This window comes from Brunnivagina elsteri CCALA 953, assembly GCF_002289455.1.
GTDB classification, from domain to species: domain Bacteria; phylum Cyanobacteriota; class Cyanobacteriia; order Cyanobacteriales; family Nostocaceae; genus Brunnivagina; species Brunnivagina elsteri.
The window spans coordinates 1-1,254 of the sequence record NZ_NTFS01000767.1 but is presented as its reverse complement, the minus strand read 5'-3'; the positions used below and the strand labels follow the sequence as shown (position 1 = coordinate 1,254).

Here is a 1,254-nt window from a genome sequence, read left to right as displayed (position 1 = left end):
CAATTTAAATCAGTATAAATACGGCATTAGCTGTATTGAAAATAAAAATGTACTTGAACTAATTTTTAGCGATCGCAATTTTTTTGCCCGACTTCACCAAATCGCGTTGCTCCCCCTTTGTTTGTCCCAAGACCAAGCGGTGTTCTTTTGACCATGCACTGACCGTGTGCAAAGCTTTTAGCTTAGATTCTCGATCGTATGAACTTCTATGAGTTTTGCCATCTATGGCTACTACTTCTACTCCCAACTTCTCGACTAATGATTGTACCCACACTCGAAAACATTGCTCAAATTCTTTTGGGTTAATTCTCTCAAACACCATAGCTAAAAGTATCGGGGCTGGGGATTCCAAACGGTAGTTTTAAAAATGTTTCCAGCCATTCTTTTTTATTAAGTCCATACTCCTCAATATCCTCCCAACCCCGACTACCAGCAATTACTGCCAGAATCGATATGGTGATGATGTCGGTAAGCAAATGCCATCTCGTCCTTTCCACCCTTGGGTCTTTTACTTGTGTAAAGTATTCTTGAAACTTACTGGTAATGTCAAAGCTGTCTACGCTGGGTGTAAAACATGTTTCAGTTTTACTTTTTTTCTCGAATCCTGTTGGCATGACGGCAGGGGTTGGGGATTGATGAGTTAAATCTTACCCTACCTCAGATAGTGTCACTTTCAGTAAACTCCTATTCTCGATCAAGCAAATCCGCTTGTCAATAGGGTTTGAGACGCGCTAACCCTGTCTTTTTATTGAAGCTTGGAAAGACGAAGCAAGTTAAAATTAAAACGATAGGAGAACCATCAATCAAAGAATTACCTTCCCAAGCGATATAGCTATTTTGTCGCATATTACTACCAGGAGATGCTTTAAATTTGTTGAAGTATTTGATTTGTTGAGTTAGGGTTAAAAGCATTTATATTGAAGCAAGAACATGCTTTTAATCAAAATCCTCCAGTAATGATTAATCACTAGAGGATTTGAATCTCGGAATTATTATTTTGGAATTAGTAGTGGGTATTTTCTGCAATTGTCTCAGCTTGATTTTCTACCCTATTGCGCTCGGCATATTCTTGTCTACGCTGCCAAGAAATTTGATGTTGAATTAACAACTATTCCAAAGTTTTACCAAATTTACGGCTAGCATATTCCAGTAATTGTTCTACAGAATATCGCTTTTCTTCAACTACTCTCTATAAACACTGGCTTGGCTTGAAATATACAGATGGCATCAAATACTTAGCTGATGAAACAAGTA

3 protein-coding genes are annotated in these 1,254 nt (G+C 37.9%); all 3 read right to left on the bottom strand.

Translation table 11 applies throughout. The features are described from left to right. Positions 1 to 58 precede the first annotated feature (58 nt). Positions 59 to 322 (bottom strand): ISAs1 family transposase, encoded by a 264-nt coding sequence (locus CK510_RS33820; protein WP_245912538.1) that lies wholly within the window; start codon positions 320 to 322, stop codon positions 59 to 61. Then, a complete protein-coding gene (locus CK510_RS33815) occupies positions 312 to 614 on the bottom strand; it encodes a transposase family protein (protein WP_245912537.1) in 303 nt (100 codons plus the stop codon). The genes CK510_RS33820 and CK510_RS33815 overlap by 11 nt, the downstream gene beginning before the upstream one ends. A gap of 97 nt (positions 615 to 711) precedes the next feature. Continuing rightward, positions 712 to 912 carry a hypothetical protein gene (locus CK510_RS30560; protein ID WP_169927046.1) on the bottom strand — a complete coding sequence of 67 codons (201 nt, stop codon included), beginning with the start codon at positions 910 to 912 and terminating at the stop codon, positions 712 to 714. Positions 913 to 1,254: the final 342 nt, after the last annotated feature.

What these genes read in the sequence shown, in the direction of transcription:
- CK510_RS33820 (WP_245912538.1), bottom strand. Translation starts at nt 322, where the DNA reads ATGGTGTTTGAGAGAATTAACCCAAAAGAATTTGAGCAATGTTTTCGA.
- CK510_RS33815 (WP_245912537.1), bottom strand. Translation starts at nt 614, where the DNA reads ATGCCAACAGGATTCGAGAAAAAAAGTAAAACTGAAACATGTTTTACA.
- CK510_RS30560 (WP_169927046.1), bottom strand. Translation starts at nt 912, where the DNA reads ATGCTTTTAACCCTAACTCAACAAATCAAATACTTCAACAAATTTAAA.